The following is a 237-nucleotide window of genomic DNA, read 5'->3' on the forward strand; positions in this document are numbered from 1 at the left end:
GAAGCCGACGCCCAGCTTCTCGGCGTCTCGGTCGGTGCGGCCGGCTTGTCGATCGAGCGCATCTCCTATCTCGCCTCCGGCCGCGCCGTCGAATTCACCCGCTCGCTCTATCGCGGCGACGCCTATGATTTCGTCGCGGAACTGACGATCGCTGTGACTTGAACCGCAAAGCCGGCATCATCGGCTCCGGAGAATAATCTCCCTGATTTTCAAAAGCATGGAGCCAGAAAGTGATTC

At 59.9% G+C, this 237-nt stretch carries 1 protein-coding gene; it reads left to right on the top strand.

From position 1 onward, the window contains the following. Positions 1-162: UTRA domain-containing protein (locus EOD29_RS34920; RefSeq protein WP_127248920.1), on the top strand; the 162-nt coding region annotated here is incomplete at its 5' end. Positions 163-237 lie beyond the last annotated feature (75 nt).

Origin of the sequence: Mesorhizobium sp. M1A.T.Ca.IN.004.03.1.1 (genome assembly GCF_003997555.1) — a bacterium.
GTDB lineage: Bacteria > Pseudomonadota > Alphaproteobacteria > Rhizobiales > Rhizobiaceae > Mesorhizobium.